The following is a 3,971-nucleotide window of genomic DNA, read 5'->3' on the forward strand; positions in this document are numbered from 1 at the left end:
GCTGGGTCCAAGATGGTGCCTGGTACTATGTAAATAAAAATGGTGTCATGCTTGAAAATGCTTGGGTTCAAAGCGGTGGCGCCTGGTATTACATGGGCAAAGGTGGAGCCATGAAGTCAAATAGCTGGGTTTATGACGGCAAATGGTACTATCTTGGCTCTAACGGCGTTATGGCAGCAAACCAATGGGTGAGCACTAGTGGCGCTTGGTATTACTTCAACAATAGTGGTGTAATGCTAGAAAATAGCTGGCTTTACGATGGCGGCTGGTACTACCTCGGTAGTGGCGGAAGCATGAAAACAGGCTGGCAACTAATTGGCGGACAGTGGTATTACTTCTACAACAGCGGACTAATGGCTGCCAACACAACAATTGGCGGCTACAAACTAGGCCCAAGTGGCGCGTGGATTCAATAACTGAATAAGGTGGGTCTAGCCCTTCGCTCAAGGAGAGAAGCATTTTTGCTTCTTTTCTTTTTTTGTGTGGGACGCGGGGACAGGTTCCTCGTCCCATTTGGGACAAGGAACCTGTCCCCGCGTCCCAAAAAAGGTGAGCTGCCGAAGCAACTCACCGCTATTTTTTAGTGTATCCAAGCCCCATCAGTACCGAATCGATATCCACCGATTGTTGTATTGGAGGCCATGGCACCGCTATTGTAAAAATAGTACCACTTTCCACCAGTAGAAACCCAGCCAGTTTTCATGGCACCATTGTTATCAAGGAAGTACCAGGTACTGCCATTTGAAAGCCAACCAGTCTTCATTGCACCACTGCCATTAAAGTAGTACCAAGTTCCGCCGATAGAAGCCCAGCCAGTCTTCATGGCACCGCTGCCTTCAAAGAAATACCAAGTTCCAGCACTATTGAGCCAGCCTTTCTTCATGGCACCGCTACCTTCAAAGAAATACCAAGTCCCTCCATTATAAAGCCAGCCTTTCTTCATCGCACCGCTATTTTCAAAGAAATACCAAGTCCCTCCATTATAAAGCCAGCCTTTTTTCATCGCACCGCTGCCTTCAAGGAAATACCAAGTCCCGCCATTATAAAGCCAACCAGTCTTCATCGCGCCGCTACCATCAAGGAAGTACCAAGTGCCACCATCAGAAAGCCAACCGGTTTTCATTGCGCCATTGCCATCAAGGAAGTACCAAGTCCCTCTATCATTGACCCAACCCGTTTGCTTCACACCATCTTTATAAAAATACCAGGAGCCATTTACAGCTTCCCAACCACTTTTTTCTGCACTAGCAGTTGGAACATCAACAAACGCAAACCCATCAACACTATAAACGAATAAGGTATTGTCATACACATCAAAGTATGAGACTCCTGGTCGTAAAAAGACATTCGTAGCGTTATGGGAAGTACCATCTAAAAACCCAAACGCCCATCCAATTGTGTTATCAACCCATCCCGAATGCCATAGGTTACCATTAGTATCTAGTACCATGCTAAACAATTGGGGAGAGGATGACTTCAATTGCTGTAATTGCCCATCTACCATTTTGAATACGCCTGTAAAATCAGAAGTGCGGTTATTTTCGTTAACCTTGGAATAATCAGCATACAAAATGGGTCCATTAACAATCAACTCATCAAATGAGAACCGATACTCTTTAGGATACGAATACTTCGTATCAGAACCATTCACATTCAATTTCACAAAGTAGTTTTCACTACCAAAATCATTTACAAAATAAAAGTTTCCGTCTTTATCGCTAGTAATTTTATAACTGATTTGTGCAGCATAAAAGTAGGAACCATTATAAGGAATTTTCAAATCCTCGTAATACTTAATGACACCATGATTGTTATTTAATACAATCGCATGGCCCGGAACTTCCTCTTCAAGCTCGTAGCTATACTCAGAGCTCTTATATGCGACAGCCCAAACATCGCCACTTTCTCTATTAGTTGAGTAATCAAGGGAGTAAACTTCTGAGTCATATCCGTTTTCCTCTAACATCGCGCGATAAGGATTATGAAACTCATCTGCTGTCAGCTTTTCATAATTCTCAGTATCCTTATCGATGACATATACAGTAGATAGGTTGTACCCATCGCCATCGATTCCAATGAATAACTCACGATCTGTTTCACCAAATATGTATGGGTTAGGACCTTCAGATACAACTTTATTAAATTCAGATGCTGGAATAATCACATCAATACGATCCCCATCTGTTACAGCAATTTGAATTTTAGTATCTGCATAATTTGCAACACGTTCTCCACCAATCAGAAATGCCTTGTCCTTATAGAGAACTGCATCTGAAACATAATAGGAATCCGTTAATTCAATTTCTTTTAAAGGAGTTGCTGCTTTAACTGGTTCATTCGGGAAAACAAGCCCACCTAATACGAATAAAAGTGCTATCAAGATTGTCTTACTTTTCATCCTTTTTAATCCTCCTACTATATGTAATTGACACAATATTAAATTATAATTGAGGAATACAAATATTACTCGAAATAAGTAGTTCATCATTCCTGTGTTTCACCTACGTTCGGACAAAAACCTCTACCAATCGACAAAATATTCTATATTTATATTTCTTTTGTCCTATAAGTCTAGTATAATTTAGAAGGTTTAACCAGAAAAAGAAAAAGGAGGATATTCAACGTGCGAAAATTTAAATTTGTAAATGCACTATTAATCTTTTCATTAATCGTTACATTCCTGTTGCCTGTTACGTCTGTAGGCGCTGAAAATGCAACACCAAAATTAGCTCCACAACTAGAATCAAAACTAGCTCCAAAGGCATCTGTATCCGTAACAAATGATACATATCCGACATGTGATGTGTACGGAGATCCAACCTGCGATACATATGAATTTGACTATATTGGACTTTATAGTGCGGGAGCACAGGATACAACTTTAAGCGTCAACTTTTATCATATTGGAACAGAAGATGTTGCTGGACTTGAGTTTGAAATTTTCCTAAACGGTGTTTTGGATAACACAATTCCTTACGCCGATGACATTACTTACAACTTTGAGGGACTTACTCCTGACACTGAATATGAAGTGGAAGTAAGATTAGTAAGCGGTGGCGAGGTTATCGCAAGTGCCATTGAAACATTTTCTACTTTTCCGGTACCTACTTATTTTAACGATGCAGCTTTAGAGGTTATGGTCAAACAAAATCTAAATATTTGGGACCGTCCACTTGAACAAAGTGATTTAGTAAATCTAGAGTATTTATATGCGTATGGCGTAGGCATCCAATCTTTAGCGGGGCTTGAGGAAGCAACAAACCTTGATAACCTTGAATTGGCAGGTAACCAAATTTCTGATTTATCACCACTAGCAAATTTAACAAATTTAACTAGTGTAGGTTTAAGTATGAATCCAATCACAGATCTATCTCCACTAACAAACCTAACGAATCTGCAACATTTAGGCTTGGGTGGAATTGAATTAGCAGATTTCTCTGCAGTTGGAACACTAACAAACCTAGTCTTTTTGGATATATCCTTAACAAATCTATCTGATATTTCATTTGTCTCAAATTTGAAGAACCTAGTAGACCTATATATTTACGGAAACAACATAACAGATATTTCTCCATTGAATGGCCTAAATCAATTAAATTCTGTTGTTTTATCTGAAAATAATATAAGTGATATTTCAGTACTTCAAAACCTATCTGCTTTAGAATACGTGTATCTTGATATGAATCCATTAAGTGATGCTTCCCTTGAGATTATGGAAGCTTTAAAAGCAAACGGGGTATATGTGTATTTCGATAATTATGAAGAAGAAATCCCTGTATTCGAATGGGTATATTATAACAACAAATGGTACTATGAAGATCAATTCGGCAACTACCATACTGGTTGGGCAGAAATCGGTAGCGTATGGTACTACTTCAATGCTGACGGCTCGATGGCTGAAAATAAATGGGTCCAAAGCGGTAGCGCATGGTACTACCTAGGCAAAGGTGGAAAAATGCTGACAAACAGCT

2 protein-coding genes and 1 pseudogene are annotated in these 3,971 nt (G+C 39.7%); 2 read left to right on the plus strand and 1 reads right to left on the minus strand.

Going from position 1 to position 3,971, the window contains the following annotated elements; translation table 11 throughout:
• A pseudogene (locus V7112_RS15545) lies at window positions 1-416 on the plus strand (choline-binding protein A); the annotation flags it as partial.
• Between the two features lie 164 nt (window positions 417-580).
• On the opposite strand, the gene V7112_RS15550 reads toward V7112_RS15545, so the two are convergent.
• The gene (locus tag V7112_RS15550; protein ID WP_335421390.1) at window positions 581-2,398 is read right to left on the minus strand and encodes a hypothetical protein; all 1,818 of its coding nucleotides are present in this window, start codon (window positions 2,396-2,398) and stop codon (window positions 581-583) included.
• Between the two features lie 225 nt (window positions 2,399-2,623).
• Between V7112_RS15550 and V7112_RS15555 the strand changes: the two genes are divergently transcribed.
• Window positions 2,624-3,971, plus strand: a 1,348-nt coding sequence (locus V7112_RS15555; protein ID WP_335421391.1) for a leucine-rich repeat domain-containing protein, incomplete at its 3' end; no start/stop codon positions are given.

It is taken from the genome of Bacillus sp. JJ1566 (assembly GCF_036962685.1).
GTDB lineage: Bacteria > Bacillota > Bacilli > Bacillales > Bacillaceae_L > Ferdinandcohnia.

Coding starts and splice junctions, on each gene's coding strand:
- V7112_RS15550 (WP_335421390.1), bottom strand. CDS start 2,398: ATGAAAAGTAAGACAATCTTGATAGCACTTTTATTCGTATTAGGTGGG.